Below are 14,661 nucleotides of genomic sequence, written 5' to 3' on the forward strand. Positions count from 1 at the left end.
GGGCGATGGACGATCCGGATACAAGACCGGCCGACCGAGACGGAGCGCGCGCATGAGGGGGCAGGGGCTCTTCTGGGCGCTTGCGCTGCTGGTCGCGGCCCTTTTCGCGCTGTCGCTGCTGATCGGCCCCGCGGGACTGTCGGTCAGGGACAGCCTCTCGGCGCTGCTGGCCGGGCGCGGCGAGGCGGCGGTTCTGGTCATGCGCGAGATCCGGCTGCCGCGCGCGATCCTGGCCGTGCTGGTGGGCGCGAGCCTCGGGCTCTCGGGCGCGGCGCTTCAGGGCTACATGCGCAACCCGCTGGCCGAGCCCGCTCTGATCGGCGTCTCGTCGAGCGCCGCGCTGGGCGCGGTGCTGGCGCTGCAGACGGGGCTTGCCTCGGCGCATGTGCTGGCGCTTCCCGCTTCGGCGCTGACAGGCGCGCTGATCGCCGTCTCGCTGCTGCTGCTGCTGGCCGGGCCGCGCGGGGGCGCCTTCACGCTGATCCTCGCGGGCATCGCCCTTTCGGCGCTGGCGGGCGCGCTGACGCAGCTGGTGCTGAACCTCTCGCCCAACCCCTATGCCACGGCCGATATCGTGTTCTGGCTGATGGGCTCGCTCGCCGACCGGTCCTTCACCCATGTCTGGCTGGCGCTGCCGCTGACGCTTCTGGGCTGGCTGATGCTGGCGGGGCTCGGCCGCGGGCTTGATGCGCTGACGCTGGGCGAGGATGCGGCGGCGGCGCTGGGCATCCGGCTCGGGCGGCTGCGCCTCGCGCTGGTCCTCGGCGTCGCGGCCTCGGTGGGCGCAGGCGTGGCGGTCGCGGGCGCCATCGGCTTTGTCGGTCTGATCGTGCCGCATCTTCTGCGCCCGCTGGTGGGCGCGCGGCCCGGGCGGCTGCTGGCGGCCTCGGCGCTGGGGGGGGCGGCGCTTTTGCTGGCGGCCGATATCGGCGTGCGGCTGGTGCTGCCCGACCGCGACCTCAAGCTGGGCGTCGTCACCGCACTGATCGGCGCGCCGCTTTTCATCCGGCTGATCTACCGGACCCGGGCGGAGGCGGGCGCATGACCGGGATTGAGCTTTCGCATCTGACCGTCCGGCGCGGGCGCTGTCCGGTGGTCGACGATGTCACCGCGACGCTGTCCCCCGGCGACTGCGTTGGCCTTGTCGGTCCCAATGGCGCAGGCAAGACCACCCTGATGCGCGCAACCCTCGGCCTCGTGCCGCACAAGGGCACATCGAGCCTTGCGTGCCTTCCCGCGTCCGAGCGTGCCCGCGCCGCCGCCTGGTTGCCGCAAACGCGCGAGATCGCCTGGCCGGTCAGCGTCGAGACCCTGGTCGGGCTTGGCCGCACGCCGCATCTGGGACCGGGCCAGCGTCCCGGACCCGCCGACCGCGCCGCCGTCGGTGCCGCGATGGCCCGCCTCGACCTGACCGGGTTCGCCACGCGGCGCGCGACCGAGCTGTCGGGCGGCGAACAGGCGCGGGTGCTGATCGCCCGGGCGCTGGCGCAGGAGGCGCCGGTGCTGATGGCTGACGAACCCATTGCCGGGCTCGACCCGGCGCATCAGTTCACCACCATGGCGCTGTTTGCAGGGCTCGCCGCCGAAGGCCGCCTCGTGATGATCTCGCTCCACGATCTGGGCCTGGCGGTGCGGTTCTGCACCCGGCTTCTGCTGATGCATCGCGGCCGTCTGGTGGCCGACGGCCCGCCCCGCGCGGTTCTGAGCGAGGCCAATCTGGCCGAGGTCTTCGGGCTGCGCGCCTATCTTGCCGACACCCCCGACGGCCCGGTCTTTCAGCCGCTCGAGGTGGTGCGATGACCCCCGATACCTGCCCGGCCGAGGAGCCCGCCGCATGATCGACCCGATCCTGTCCTTCCTTCACACCGGCGGCGCGGCGATGTGGGCCATCGCGGCCCTGTCGGTGGCGACGCTCAGCCTGATCCTCTGGAAGCTCTGGGGCCTCGCGCGGATGGGGGCCTTCGCGGGCGCCCGGGCCGAACGCGCCGTGCTGCTCTGGCAGGAGGGTGCGCGCGAGGCGGCGGCCGAGGCGGTCTCGGGCCGGGTCGGTCTGCGCGCCCGGCTGGTGGGCGCGGCCATCGGGGCGCTGGCGCGGGGCCTGCCCGAGGCGAAGGCCCGCGAAGAGACCACCCGCGTCGCCCGGCGGCTCTTGGTCGAGGCGCGTTCGGGGCTGCGCGCGCTGGAACTGATCGCGGTGATCGCGCCGCTGCTGGGGCTTCTGGGCACCGTTCTGGGCATGATCGACGCCTTTCAGGCGCTGCAATCGGCGGGTTCGGCGGCCGACCCGGCCGATCTGGCGGGCGGTATCTGGGAGGCGCTTCTGACCACGGCCGCCGGCATGGCGGTGGCGATCCCGGCGGCGGTTTCGCTCAGCTGGTTCGAATCCGTGGCCGACAGCGCCCGCGCCGACATGGAAGACCTCGCGACCCGGCTTTTTCTGGCCACGGAGGCGGGGTGATGTTCAGTTTCGACACGCCCCGGCCGACGCGGCGCCCGAGCCTCACGCCAATGATCGACGTGGTTTTCCTGCTGCTCGTCTTCTTCATGATCGCCGCCCGCTTCGGCCCCGAGGCGGGGATCGGGATCGTCGCGGCCAGGGGCGGCGGGGCGGGCGACTGGCAGGGGCCGCCAAGACTGATCGAGGTGCGCCCCGACGGGCTGTCCCTGAACGGGCAGGCGATGATGGCGCCCGATGCCATCGCGGCCGAACTGGCGCGGATCACGCCCGCGCCCGGCGATCCGGTCCTGCTGCGCGCCCGGGACGGGGCCGACCTGCAGGCGCTGGTCGATGCGATGGACGCGCTCGGCCGGGCCGGGGTCGCGGGGCTCATGCTGGTGGAGTGAGGCGATGCTCGACTTCGGCGCGGACGACCGGCAGCGCAGGCACGGCGAAAGCATTGTGCCGATGATCAATGTCGTCTTCCTTTTGCTGATCTTCTTCCTGATGAGCGCGCGGCTGGTGCCGCCCGCGCCCTTCGAGACCGCGCCGCCGCGGGCGGACGGGGCCGAGCCCGCAACGGGGGACATGCTGCACCTGTCGGCCGCGGGCGATCTGGCCTTCGGCGATCTGCGGGGCGAGGCGGTTTTTGCGGCGCTCGCCGCGCGGCCCGACGGCGCCGGGCCGCTGGTGATCCGGGCCGATGCCGGGGTCGAGGCGGCCGCATTGGCGCGGCTTGCCGCGCGGCTGACCGCCGAGGGGCGCGGCCCGCTGCGGCTGGTGACGGTGCCGCGATGACACGGGCGGGCGAGCTTCTGGCCTTCATGCCGCTGGCGCTGGCGCTCCATGTCGGGGCCTTTGCGCTGGCGCGGCCGCCGATGGGGGGCGTTGCCGGGGCGGCAGGCGGGCCGGGGGGCGATGCGCTGGTGACGCTGGCGGCGGCGCCTGCGTCCTATGCCAGGCTTGCCGAGGACTGGACCGAGGCCCCGGCGCCTGACACCGACCTTGCAGACCTGCCAGCGCCAGAGCCAGAGCCTGAAAGCGTGCCGCGCGCCGATCCGGACCCCGCGCCCGACCGTGCCGCGATGCCGGTTCCCGCCCTGCCGACGCTTTCCGAACCGCGCCCCGAGGCCGACCTGCCCGTGCCCTCCAGCCCGCCCGAGAGACGCGAGCCGGACCCGGCGTCGGCGCTTCGGCCCGAGTCACGCCCCGAGCCTCCGGCCAGGACCGCCCGCTCTGCCGCGCCGCCCTCGGAGGCGCGCGCGGCGCAGGTGGCGCGGGGCCGGTCAGAGGCCGCCGAGGCCGGGGCGGGGGCCACCGGCGGCGCGCCGACGCTGACGCCTGCCCGGGCCTCGGCGCTGCAGGCCGAATGGGGCGCGCGGATCCGGGCGCGGGTCGACCGCAGCCACCGCTATCCGCGTGGCACGCGGGCCAGCGGCCGGGCGCTGATCGAGCTGGTGCTGGCGCGCGACGGGCGGCTGGTCTCGGCCCGTCTGGTCCAAAGCGCGGGCGACCCGCGCCTCGACGCGGCTGCGCTGGCGGCGGTGCGCCGCGCCGGCCGGTTCCCGCCCGCACCCCGGGGGCTCGAGGCCGCGCGCTACAGCTTTACCCTGCCGCTGAGGTTCGAGTGGCAGGGCTAGCGCCCGCCCGATCCGGACGGACGACGCCCTCAGGCGGTCTCGGGCCGCCGGATCAGTGCCGCCGCGCCACGCGCCCGGTCGGAAAGCCCGGTTTTCGGGCTTTCGGCCAGGCTCAGCAGCCGCGCCCGCATGCGCGGGTCCCAGAACTGGTCGATATGGGCGGCGATGGCGGCCTCGGCCTCGTCATCGGGCAGGCGGGCAAAGGCGGTTGCGATCTGATTGGCCATATAGGCCAGCTTGTCAGGGGTCATGTTGGATCTCCTTCGCAGCGATCCGCCGGGCATGGGTGTGAATGTCGAAACTCTGACCGCGCGCCCGGGCGATGAGGGTCAGCCCTGCGGCGTCTGCCGCGGCGACGGCGCGGGCGGTCGGCGCCGAGACGGCGATCAGCGCCGGTGCGCGGGCAAGAACCGCCTTCTGCACCAGTTCGATCGAGACCCGCGAGGTCAGCAGGATCGCGCCGCCCGAGGCGTCGCGCCCCATCCGGGCCAGCCGTCCCACCAGCTTGTCGAGCGCATTGTGCCGCCCGACATCCTCGCACAGCGCGACCAGCCCCTCCGCGCGGGTCCAGAACCCCGCCGCATGGGCCGCCCGCGTCGCGCCGTGCAGCTCCTGGGCGAGGCTCAGCGCGGTCATCGCCCCGGCGATCTCGGGCGGCGTCAGGCACAGCCCGTCCGGCGGCAGCACCGGCAGCGGACGGCTCGCTTCGGCAAGGCTTTCGACACCGCAAAGCCCGCAACCGACGGGCCCCGCCATGCGGCGGCGCCGCCCGGCCAGCCGCGCGCCGAGACCCGGCGCCAGCCAGATCCGCAGCTCGATCCCCTCGTCATGATCCGCACGCTCGATCCGCGCGATCTGACCGGGGCGCTCGACGATGCCTTCGGTCAGCGAAAAGCCCAGCGCGAAATCGTCAAGATCGGCGGGGCTGGCCAGCATCACCGCATGGGTGCTGCCGTCATAGCAAAGGGCGACCGGCACCTCCTCGGCCAGCCGCCGGATGTCGGGCGCGGCCCCGTCGGGGCCGACGCTTTGCACCTGCGATGTTGTCCAGCCCCGCATCCGGGCTCATTCCGCGGCGGGCAGGATGCGGCGGGCGGCGCGGGCCTGGGCGGCGTAATCCTCCTGCCAGTCCGAGGGCCCGTTCGACAGCGCCACCTGTACCGCGGTCACCTTGTATTCGGGGCAATTGGTGGCCCAGTCGGAATAGTCCGAGGTCACCACATTGGCCTGGGTCTCGGGGTGGTGGAAGGTGGTGTAGACGACGCCCGGGCTGACCCGGTCGGTCAGGGTCGCCCGCAGCGAGGTCTCGCCCGAGCGCGAGGCCAGCCGCACCCAGTCGCCCTCGGCGATGCCCCGGGTTTCCGCGTCATGGGGATGGATCTCCAGCCGGTCCTCGCCATGCCAGGCGGTATTGGCAGTGCGCCGGGTCTGGGCGCCCACATTGTACTGGCTGAGGATCCGCCCCGTCGTCAGCAGGAGCGGGAAGCGCGGGCCGGTACGCTCGTCGGTCGGCACATAGTCGGTGATGACGAAGAGCCCCTTGCCGCGCACGAAGCCTGCCTCGTGCATGACCGGCGTGCCCTTGGGCGCGGCCTCGTTGCAGGGCCATTGCACCGAGCCCTCGCGGTCGAGCAGATCGTAGCTGACACCCGCGAAGCTGGGGGTGGTGGCGGCGATCTCGTCCATGATCTCGGAAGGGTGGGCATAGTCCCAGCCCGCGCCCATGGCATTGGCCAGCGCCATGGTGACCTCCCAGTCGGCCAGCCCGGTCATGGGCGCCATCACCCGGCGGACGCGGTTCAACCGCCGTTCGGCATTGGTGAAGGTGCCGTCTTTTTCCAGAAAGCTCGACCCCGGCAGGAAGACATGGGCATAGTTCGCGGTCTCGTTCAGGAAAAGATCGTGGACGATCACGCAATCCATCGCCGCGAGCCCCGCCGCCACATGCCTGGTGTCGGGGTCCGATTGCAGGATGTCCTCGCCCTGGACGTAAAGCCCGCGGAAGCTGCCATCGACGGCGGCGTCCAGCATGTTGGGGATGCGCAGTCCGGGCTCGTCCGAGATGGTCACGTTCCAGAGCCGCTCGAACACGCCGCGCGCCTCGGGGTCATGGACATGGCGATAGCCCGGCAACTCGTGCGGGAAGCTGCCCATGTCGCAGGAGCCCTGCACGTTGTTCTGGCCGCGCAGCGGGTTCACGCCGACACCCGGCCGCCCGATATTGCCGGTTGCCATGGCAAGATTCGCGATCGCCATGACGGTGGTCGAGCCCTGGCTGTGTTCGGTCACCCCCAGCCCGTAATAGATCGCAGCATTGCCGCCCGTGGCATAAAGCCGTGCGGCCTGCCGCACCTGATCGGCCGGTACGCCGGTCAGCGCCTCGGTCGCTTCTGGGCCAAGATGGTCTTCCGCCACGAACGCCGCCCAGTCGGCGAAGGCCTCGGCATCGCAGCGCTCGGCGATGAAGGCGCTGTCGGTCAGCCCCTCGGTCACGATGACATGGGCCATGGCGGTCAGAAGCGCCACATTGGTCCCCGGCCGCAGCGCCAGATGATGGGCGGCCTGCACATGGGGGCCCTTGACCAGATCGATCCGGCGCGGATCGGCCACGATCAGCCGGGCGCCCTGCCGCAGCCGCTTTTTCAGCCGCGAGGCAAAGACCGGGTGGCCGTCTGTCGGGTTCGCGCCGATCACCAGCACCACATCGGCCGCCTCGACGCTGTCGAAATCCTGCGTGCCCGCCGAGGTGCCGAAGGTGGTCTTGAGGCCATAGCCCGTGGGCGAATGGCAGACCCGGGCGCAGGTGTCGACATTGTTGTTGCCGAAGACCTGCCGGATCAGCTTCTGCACGAGGAAGGTCTCCTCGTTGGTGCAGCGCGACGAGGTGATGCCGCCGATGGCGCCGGTGCCGCTTTCGGCCTGGATCCTGCGCAGCCTTTGCGCGGTGAAGGCCAGCGCCTCGTCCCACGAGACCTCGCGCCAGGGCTGGTCGATGGTTTCGCGGATCATCGGGCTCTGGATGCGGTCGGGATGGGCGGCATAGCCGAAGGCGAAGCGGCCCTTGACGCAGCTATGGCCGCGATTGGCCTTGCCGTCCTTCCAGGGCACCATGCGCACCAACTGATCGCCCTTCATCTCGGCCCGGAACGAACAGCCCACGCCGCAATAGGCGCAGGTGGTGACGATGGCGCGGTCGGGCGTGCCCATCTCGATCACCGCGTTTTCCTGCAGCGTCGCGGTCGGGCAGGCCTGCACGCAGGCGCCGCAGCTCACGCAGTCGGAACTCAGGAAATCGGTGGTGCCCGACGCGATCCGCGCCGCGAAGCCGCGTCCCTCGACGGTCAGCGCGAAGGTGCCCTGCACCTCTTCGCAGGCCCGCACGCAGCGGAAGCAGGCGATGCATTTCGCCGGATCATAGGTGAAATAGGGGTTCGAGGTATCCTTGGCCTCGAAGCGCGGGTTGGCCTCGCCGTTCTGCCGGGTCTCGAAATGGTTGGCGCCGGGGGTATAGCGCACCTCGCGCAGGCCCACCGCGCCCGCCATGTCCTGCAACTGGCAGTCGCCATTGGCCGCACAGGTCAGGCAGTCGAGCGGGTGGTCCGAAATGTAAAGCTCCATCACCCCGCGCCGCAGTTTGGCGAGCTTCGGCGTCTGGGTCTGGACCGCCATGCCGTCCGCAGCGGGCGTGGTGCAGGAGGCGGGCGTGCCGCGGCGGCCCTCGATCTCGACCATGCAGAGGCGGCAGGACCCGATGGGTTCCAGGCTGTCGGTGGCGCAAAGCTTGGGGATCTCGATCCCGGCCATGGCGGCGGCGCGCATGACCGAGGTGCCTTCGGGCACAGTCACGTCCGTGCCGTCGATGGTGAGGGTGACAGTCTTGTCCGAGCGGCGGGCGGGGGTGCCGAAATCGGCATCGGGAAGGATGAAGTCTTTCATCTGCTGGCCTCCGGGCTGGCGGATTGGTCATGCGATGCGAGAAGGGCTGCGCCCGATCCGGGGAGGGCGTCGGCTGAGAGAAGATCGGCGCGGTTCATGGTGCAATCTGCCGCCACGCGTTCCGCTGCTTGAAACGTCGCAATGCGCCCTCCCGGGGGGAGGATCGGGCGCGGCGCGGGCCGGGCGCCCGGGCCAGAGGGGTGGACACCTCGGGACAGGACGGCGGAGCGTTGCGCCATCGAAGGCATTTCGGACACGATCATTCCGCCGCCTCCCGTGCCCCGCCGAAATCCTCGGGGAAGTGGCGCAGAGCACTTTCCACAGGGTAAGGGGTGAAGCCCCCCAACGCACAAAGCGAGCCCGCGCGCATCGTCTCGCACAGATCGGCCAGGATCGCGGGCGCGGCCGGATCGCCCGCGAGGATGCGGTCGATGGTCTCCATGCCCCGGACCGCGCCGATCCGGCAGGGGGTGCAGGTGCCGCAGCTTTCGACCGCGCAGAATTCCATGGCAAAGCGGGCCATCGCGCCCATCTCGACGGTGTCGTCGAAGACCACGAGCCCGGCATGGCCGATCAGTCCGCCCGCCGCGTCGCATTCCTCATAGCCGAGCGGCGTGTCGAACAGCGACCGGGGGAAATAGGCGCCCAGAGGCCCGCCGATCTGCACCGCCTTCACCGGACGGCCCGAGGCGGTGCCGCCGCATACACCCTCGACGAGTTCGCCGATGGTCATGCCGAAGGCCGCCTCGAAGAGCCCGCCATATCTGACATTGCCCGCGATCTGCAGCGGCACGGTGCCAAGCGAGCGGCCCAGCCCGAACGACCGGTAATGCTCGGCCCCTTCCGACAGGATCGCCGGGACCGAGGCCAGCGTGATCAGGTTGTTGACGACGGTCGGCCGCCCCATGAAGCCCTTATGGGCGGGCAAGGGCGGCTTGGGGCGTACGATGCCGCGCTTGCCCTCCATGGAATTCAGAAGCGCGGTTTCCTCGCCGCAGACATAGGACCCGGCGCCGACCCGGTCCTCGATGTCGAAGTGATCGCCCAGAATGCCCGCCTCGCGCGCGACGCGCAGCGAGGCGTCGAGCATCGCGATCGCCTGCGGATATTCCGAGCGCATGTAGACATAGCCCCGGTCGGCACCGACCGCGCGGGCACAGATCGCCATGCCCTCGATCAGGCAGAACGGATCGCCCTCGATCAGCATCCGGTCGGCAAAGGTGCCGCTGTCGCCCTCGTCGGCATTGCAGACCACGGCCTTGCGCGCGCCCTCGGCCTCCAGCACGGTCTTCCACTTGATGCCGGTCGGAAAGCCCGCGCCGCCCCGGCCACGCAGGCCCGAGGCGGTGATCTCGGCCACGATCTCTTCGGGCGTCATCGTCATCGCCCGCTCCAGCCCCTTCATGCCGCCCTGAGCGCGGTAGGCGTCAAGATCCAGAGGCTCGACAATGCCGCAGCGGGCGAAGGCAAGACGGGTCTGGCGGGCGAAGAACGGGATCTGTTCGACCGGGCCAAGCGCCTTTGGGTGATCCTCGAAGGCGCTGTCGAACAGCGCGGGCACATCGGCGGGCTCGAGCGGGCCGAAGCCCATGCGCAGGCCGTTTTCCTCGATTTCCAGCAGAGGCTCCAGCCAGACCATGCCGCGGGTGCCGGTGCGCTTCAGCACCAGATCGAGCCCGCGCGCCTCGGCCTCGGTCCGAAGGGCCTCTGCGATCTCGTCGGCGCCCAGCGCCAGCGCGGCCGCATCGAGCGGCAGATACAGCGTGAGGCTCATGCCGATCCCTCCCGCGCCAGGCGTTCCAGCCGGTCTGCGGTGACCCGGCCCAGCGGACGGTCATCGACCAGCGCCGCGGGCGCGCAGGCGCAAAGCCCCAGGCAATAGGCCGGTTCCAGCGTCACCGCGCCATCTTCGGTCGTGCCGTGCCATTCGACCCCGAGCCGCGCCTTCAGATCCTCGCCCAGCGCGGCCGCGCCCATCGCCTGACAGGCCTCGGCGCGGCAGACCCGCAGCACCCGGCGGCCGCCGGGCTCGGTCCGGAAATCGGGGTAGAAGCTGACCACGCCATGGATCTCGGCCGCACTCAGGCCCAGTTCCTCGGCCAGCGCCGGATAGGCCGCGACCGGCACATGGCCGAAGCTTTCCTGAACGGCATGCAGCACGGGCAGCAGCGGGCCGTCCAGATGCGCATGGGCCGCGGCGATGCCGCGGCATCGCGCGATGATGTCGGTGGTCATGCAGTCCTCCCTTTGCATGCCATTTTGCATGCCATAGTGTGCCGACTCGCCCCCGGCGGGATCAATGCCCGCGATTCGTCGGGCGATAGAAATAATCTATTGAAAAGCCGCCTTGCGGGCGGCCTCCATCAGGGCATCGAGCACCGGCGTCATCGGTTCGCGATGGGGCGCGATCAGCCCGACGACATGCTCGGCCACGGGCTCTGTCAGCGGCACCGCGACCAGCGATCCGGTGCCCAGAAACGGCTGGGCGCTGCGCAAGGGCAGGATCGTGACCCAGCCCGAGGCCTGCACATGGGCGATGAGCGCCAGCAGCGAATTCGATTCAAGCCGCGCCCGGGCCACGGCGCCGGCTTCGGCCAGGTGGCGGTCGACGATCCGGCGGTTCTGCATGTCGGGGGTCAGCAGGCACAAAGGCTCGGACGCGGCCTCGGCCCAGGGCACCGCCTCGCGCCCGGCCAGGGGATGATCGGCGCGCATCACCAGATTGTAATGCTCGGCATAAAGCGGGACGGTGGCGACCCGGCCGAGCGGCTCGTTTTCAAGATAGGTGATTCCCGCATCGACCTGCAGATCGTCCAGCATCTGCACGATGGCCGCCGAGTTTCGCGAGAAGACGGTGATTCGCAAATTCGGGTGACGCAGCGTCAATGGGCCGGTCAGCGCGGTGATCGCGGCCAGCGCGGTCGGCACCGCCGCCAGCCGCAGATCGCCCGAGAGCCCGCGCTTGGCGGTGCGCATCTCCTCGCGCAGCGCCCGTGTATCGGCGACGATCACCCGGGCGCGTTCCAGCACCCGCGCGCCCTCGGGCGTGAGCCCCCCGAAGCGCGAGCCGCGCCAGACCAGAAGCACGCCAAGCTGTTCCTCCAACTGCTTGATTGCGGCCGAAAGCGTGGGCTGCGTCACCCCGCAGGCCTCGGCCGCGCGGCCGAAATGGCGCTCGCGCGCGAGCGCTATGAACATCTCGAGCTTGTCGATCATCGGTCCCCTCCCGGCGCCAGACTGCACCAAGCGGCGCGCGCGGCAAAGGGCCTTAACCGAACTGTAACATGAATACGATCTGTGGGGGTGTCGTGCGTCGCCGTGAATGCGTGCGCTTGAAAAGTGACCGAGAAGCCGTTTTGACTGCGGCACGTGGCCCCGCGCGCCAACGGGGCCGAACCGAAAGGACGCCAGATGAGGCCCCGCCAGCCCGCCCCTTGCCTGTTCCGCCAGTTCTGCACTGCGCCGGACCGGGGACCCGACCCCGTGCCCGCAGCGGGCCGAGATGCGGGGGCCGCGCGATGAGCCTCAGAACCCCGCAGAAGGAACTGACGCTGGGCCGGGCGCAAAGCCGCGGCCTGCTGGTCGCGGTGCTGGTCTTCAGCGTCTTCACCAACCTGCTGATGCTGACCGGGCCGCTGTTCATGCTGCAGGTCTATGACCGGGTGCTGGGCTCGCGGTCCGAAGAGACGCTGGTCGCGCTCTTCATCCTGGTGGGCGCGCTTTATCTCTTCTACTGGCTGCTCGACTATGCCCGCGGCCGGGTGATGGCCCGGATCGGCGCGCGGCTGCAGGCGTCGCTGGCGCGGCGGGTGTTCTCGGCCATGGTCGAACGCGCGGCGCTGCGCGGCGGGCAGGGGCCGGGCGCGACCGCCATCGGCGATCTCGACGCGATCCGGAACCTCTTTGCGGCGCCGGTGCTGCTGGCGCTGTTCGACATGCCCTGGACGCCGTTCTTCCTGGCCGCGATCTTCCTGTTCCACCCCTTGCTGGGGCTGGCGGCCATCGGCGGCGGCGCCGTGCTGATCCTGGCCACGCTGATCAACCGCTGGGTCACGAATGGGGCGCTGGAACGGTCGCAGGCCAAGTCCTCGCGCGCGGCGCGGCTGGCACGGCAGGCCGAAGAGGGCGGCGGGCTGATCTGGTCGCAGGGCATGGCCTCGGTCATGGCGGATCGCTGGGCGCGGATGCAGGAGGATGCCAGCGCCGAGGGCATGGATGCCAACGACCGCAGCGGTACGCTTGCCAGCTTCTCGCGCGCCTTCCGGTTCTTCCTGCAATCGGGGCTGCTGGCGCTGGGCGCCTATCTGGTGCTGCAGCACGCGGTGACGCCGGGCGCGATGATCGCCTCGTCGATCCTGATGGGCCGGGCGCTCGCGCCGATCGAGCAGGTGCTGGGCCAGTGGGCGCTGATCCAGCGTGCCCGCAGCGGCTGGAAGACGCTGGGCGAGTTCCTGCAAACGGTGCCCGAGCGGATCCAGCCGACCCAGTTGCCCGATCCGGTGGCGCAGCTGACGGTGACGAATATCGGTCTGCGCGCCTCGGCGCCCGGCGCGCCGCCGGTGCTGCAGGGCATCAGCTTCGAGCTCAATCCCGGCGAGGCGCTGGGCGTGATCGGCAAAAGCGGCGTCGGCAAGACCACGCTGGCGCGGATCATCCAGGGCCTGTTGCCGCCCACCACCGGCGAGGTCCGGCTGGCGGGCGCGACGCTCGACCAATACGGCCACGAACGGCTGGGCCGGGTGATGGGCTGCCTGCCGCAGGAGGTGCGCTTCTTCGACGGCACCGTGGCCGAGAACATCGCCCATATGGAACTGAATCCCGATCCGGCGCGGGTCGTGCAGGCGGCCACGCTGGCGCGGGTGCATGACATCATCCTCAAGCTGCCGCAGGGCTACGACACCATGCTGATCGAGGGCAGCGGGCTTCTGTCGGGCGGTCAGCGCCAGCGGCTGGCACTGGCGCGCGCGCTCTATCACGACCCGGTGCTGCTGGTGCTGGACGAGCCCAACTCGGCGCTCGATGCCGACGGGTCCGAGGCGCTGAACGCGGTCGTCGCCGACATGAAACGCGCCGGCAAGTCGGTCCTGATCATGACCCACCGGCCGACCGCCATCGCGGTCTGCGACCGGCTGATGGTGATCGATGCGGGCCAGCAAAAGGCGCTGGGTCCGCGCGACGAGGTGTTGAAAAGCGTGATCCGCAACGCGCCCGAGGTGCAGCGTGCCATGGGCGCGGCGCGCGTGAACGTGGTGCCCCAGAAGGAGGCGCAGGGATGAGCGCGAAATCGCAGATCAGCGCCCGGCTGCCGCTGGTGGTGGGCATGATCGCCGTGGTCTGCCTGGTCGGGGGCATCGGGGTCTGGAGCGTGGCGACCAGCATCGCGGGCGCGGTGGTGGCGCCGGGCACGATCAAGGTCGAATCCGAACGTCAGGTCGTGCAGCATGCCGATGGCGGCGTGGTGGGCGAGATCCTGGCCAAGGATGGCGATACGGTCGCGGCGGGTCAGGTTCTGGTGCGGCTCGACGGCACCTTCCTGCGGTCCGAACTGATGATCGTCGAACGGCAGTTGTTGGAGATCCAGGCCCGCAAGGCCCGTCTGGTGGCCGAGCGCGACAGCGTGGACAGCCCCGATTTCAGCGGGCTCGACAGTTTCAGCAATATCGAACCGTTCTGGGTGGCCGAACATATCGACGGCCAGACCCGGCTCTTTGCCGCGCGCAAGGCCGCGCTGGCGCAGGAACTGGACCAGCTGCACGAACAGACCGTGCAGATCGAGAACCAGATCGACGGTACCGGGTCTCAGCAGGGCGCGCTGGTCAAGCAGCTTGCCCTGATCGAGAAGGAACTGGCCGACAAGATGACGCTTTACAAGCAGAACCTCGTGCCCGCGAGCCAGGTTCTGGCCCTGCAGCGCGAAGAGGCGGGGCTTGAGGGCGATATCGGCCGGTTGACCTCGCAGGAGGCCGAGCTGCGCGCCAAGATTTCCGAACTGGCGGTGCAGGGGCTTCGGCTTCAGGAAAGCCGCCGCGAAGATGCGATCACCACGCTGCGCGACCTGCAATATTCCGAAATCGAGCTGCAGGAACGCCGGCTGAGCCTGACCGAGCGGCTGTCGCGGCTCGACGTGCGCAGCCCGGTCGACGGGGTGGTCTTCGGCTCGAAGGTGTTTGCCCTGGGCTCGGTGGTGCAGGCGGCTGAACCGATGCTTTATGTCGTGCCGGGCGGGCAGGCGCTGCTGGTGTCGGCCAAGGTCGAGACCACCGATATCGACGAGGTGTTCCCGGGCCAGCCGGTCTCGCTGAAATTCACCACCTTCGACAGCCGCACGACGCCCAATGTCTCGGGCACCGTGCTGCGGGTCTCGGCCGATGCGCTGACCGACGAGGCGACGCGCGAGACCTATTACGAGGTGGTGATTCAGCCCGATATCGACGAGATGGCGGCGCTTCCGAATATCGAGCTGGTGCCCGGCATGCCGGTCGAATCCTTCATCCGCACCCGCGACCGCTCGCCTCTGTCCTATCTGCTGCATCCGCTCGCGGTCTATTTCGAGCGCGCCTTCCGCGAGACCTGATCCCGCCCGGCCCGGCCGCCGGTCCGGGCTTGACCCCGGCCCGGCCGCGTCGCAGCCTGCGCCCCGTTACGGGC

At 70.6% G+C, this 14,661-nt stretch carries 14 protein-coding genes; 8 read left to right on the forward strand and 6 right to left on the reverse strand.

Features of this window, described 5'->3' with window-relative positions; genetic code table 11:
* Positions 1 to 52 precede the first annotated feature (52 nt).
* From EV657_RS00945 to EV657_RS00970, 6 genes are read left to right on the forward strand one after another with little or no spacing between them, the layout of a single operon-like run.
* A complete protein-coding gene (locus EV657_RS00945; protein ID WP_075786452.1) occupies positions 53 to 1,045 on the forward strand; it encodes a FecCD family ABC transporter permease in 993 nt (330 codons plus the stop codon).
* The gene (locus EV657_RS00950; RefSeq protein WP_113668373.1) at positions 1,042 to 1,800 is read left to right on the forward strand and encodes an ABC transporter ATP-binding protein; all 759 of its coding nucleotides are present in this window, start codon (positions 1,042 to 1,044) and stop codon (positions 1,798 to 1,800) included. The genes EV657_RS00945 and EV657_RS00950 overlap by 4 nt, the downstream gene beginning before the upstream one ends.
* Positions 1,801 to 1,834: 34 nt before the next feature.
* The gene (locus tag EV657_RS00955; RefSeq protein WP_134076850.1) at positions 1,835 to 2,458 is read left to right on the forward strand and encodes a MotA/TolQ/ExbB proton channel family protein; all 624 of its coding nucleotides are present in this window, start codon (positions 1,835 to 1,837) and stop codon (positions 2,456 to 2,458) included.
* Positions 2,458 to 2,844 carry an ExbD/TolR family protein gene (locus EV657_RS00960; RefSeq protein ID WP_113668375.1) on the forward strand — a complete coding sequence of 129 codons (387 nt, stop codon included), beginning with the start codon at positions 2,458 to 2,460 and terminating at the stop codon, positions 2,842 to 2,844. The genes EV657_RS00955 and EV657_RS00960 overlap by 1 nt, the downstream gene beginning before the upstream one ends.
* 4 nt (positions 2,845 to 2,848) lie before the next feature.
* Entirely contained in the window at positions 2,849 to 3,235 is a 387-nt protein-coding gene (locus EV657_RS00965) for an ExbD/TolR family protein (protein WP_134076851.1), read from the forward strand.
* Positions 3,232 to 4,077 (forward strand): TonB family protein, encoded by an 846-nt coding sequence (locus EV657_RS00970; protein ID WP_134076852.1) that lies wholly within the window; start codon positions 3,232 to 3,234, stop codon positions 4,075 to 4,077. The genes EV657_RS00965 and EV657_RS00970 overlap by 4 nt, the downstream gene beginning before the upstream one ends.
* A gap of 29 nt (positions 4,078 to 4,106) precedes the next feature.
* Here EV657_RS00970 and EV657_RS00975 read toward each other — a convergent pair whose 3' ends face one another.
* The 6 genes from EV657_RS00975 to EV657_RS01000 all read right to left on the reverse strand — a co-directional run bounded on the left by EV657_RS00975 (position 4,107) and on the right by EV657_RS01000 (position 11,229).
* On the reverse strand, positions 4,107 to 4,328 hold the full coding sequence (locus tag EV657_RS00975; RefSeq protein ID WP_075786446.1) for a formate dehydrogenase subunit delta: 222 nt from the start codon (positions 4,326 to 4,328) through the stop codon (positions 4,107 to 4,109).
* Positions 4,318 to 5,136, reverse strand: coding sequence for a formate dehydrogenase accessory sulfurtransferase FdhD (gene fdhD / locus EV657_RS00980; protein ID WP_134076853.1), 819 nt, complete (start codon positions 5,134 to 5,136; stop codon positions 4,318 to 4,320). Before fdhD ends, EV657_RS00975 begins: the two co-directional genes overlap by 11 nt.
* Before the next feature lie 6 nt (positions 5,137 to 5,142).
* Positions 5,143 to 8,013, reverse strand: a complete 2,871-nt coding sequence (gene fdhF, locus EV657_RS00985) for a formate dehydrogenase subunit alpha (RefSeq protein WP_134076854.1) — start codon at positions 8,011 to 8,013, stop codon at positions 5,143 to 5,145.
* A 259-nt stretch (positions 8,014 to 8,272) separates the two neighbouring features.
* Complete coding sequence (locus tag EV657_RS00990) at positions 8,273 to 9,787, reverse strand: NADH-ubiquinone oxidoreductase-F iron-sulfur binding region domain-containing protein (RefSeq protein ID WP_134076855.1); 1,515 nt, start codon at positions 9,785 to 9,787, stop codon at positions 8,273 to 8,275.
* The gene (locus EV657_RS00995; protein ID WP_075786442.1) at positions 9,784 to 10,248 is read right to left on the reverse strand and encodes a formate dehydrogenase subunit gamma; all 465 of its coding nucleotides are present in this window, start codon (positions 10,246 to 10,248) and stop codon (positions 9,784 to 9,786) included. Before EV657_RS00995 ends, EV657_RS00990 begins: the two co-directional genes overlap by 4 nt.
* 96 nt (positions 10,249 to 10,344) lie before the next feature.
* Entirely contained in the window at positions 10,345 to 11,229 is an 885-nt protein-coding gene (locus EV657_RS01000) for a LysR family transcriptional regulator (protein WP_075786441.1), read from the reverse strand.
* Between the two features lie 302 nt (positions 11,230 to 11,531).
* On the opposite strand from EV657_RS01000, the gene EV657_RS01005 reads away from it, so the two are divergent.
* Positions 11,532 to 13,289 carry a type I secretion system permease/ATPase gene (locus tag EV657_RS01005; protein WP_113669572.1) on the forward strand — a complete coding sequence of 586 codons (1,758 nt, stop codon included), beginning with the start codon at positions 11,532 to 11,534 and terminating at the stop codon, positions 13,287 to 13,289.
* Positions 13,286 to 14,587, forward strand: coding sequence for an HlyD family type I secretion periplasmic adaptor subunit (locus EV657_RS01010; RefSeq protein ID WP_113669573.1), 1,302 nt, complete (start codon positions 13,286 to 13,288; stop codon positions 14,585 to 14,587). The genes EV657_RS01005 and EV657_RS01010 overlap by 4 nt, the downstream gene beginning before the upstream one ends.
* Positions 14,588 to 14,661: the final 74 nt, after the last annotated feature.

Origin of the sequence: Rhodovulum visakhapatnamense (assembly GCF_004365965.1) — a bacterium.
Lineage (GTDB): Bacteria > Pseudomonadota > Alphaproteobacteria > Rhodobacterales > Rhodobacteraceae > Rhodovulum > Rhodovulum visakhapatnamense.